This is a genomic window from Pseudomonas sp. MD330_10 (genome assembly GCF_042610415.1).
Taxonomy (GTDB): Bacteria; Pseudomonadota; Gammaproteobacteria; order Pseudomonadales; family Pseudomonadaceae; genus Aquipseudomonas; species Aquipseudomonas rhodesiae.
The window spans coordinates 1-235 of sequence record NZ_JBHGZU010000166.1; the positions used below are offsets into that span (position 1 = coordinate 1).

Annotated in this window: 1 pseudogene; it reads left to right on the forward strand. The window is 63.0% G+C overall.

What is annotated here, in order from left to right:
* A pseudogene (locus ACFZPT_RS27060) lies at positions 1-235 on the forward strand (hypothetical protein); the annotation flags it as partial.

Sequence of the window (235 nt, forward strand, 5' to 3'; positions counted from 1 at the left end):
TAACGCTGACGGCCATCAAGTGCCGCTGGATATCAGCGTCAGCCTGCCCTATGGCATGAACCGCCCCGATGGTTCGGCGGTGAACCGCCAGCACCTGTTGCTCAGCGGCGCGGGCACCCAACTGTTCCAGCCTGGGCACTACGTGAATCGCCGACCCGGCAACCTGCATTTCGAGGTTGGCCGAGAGCACACCGACAACATGCTGAGCCAGGGCGGCAGCACCTATTCGGGGATT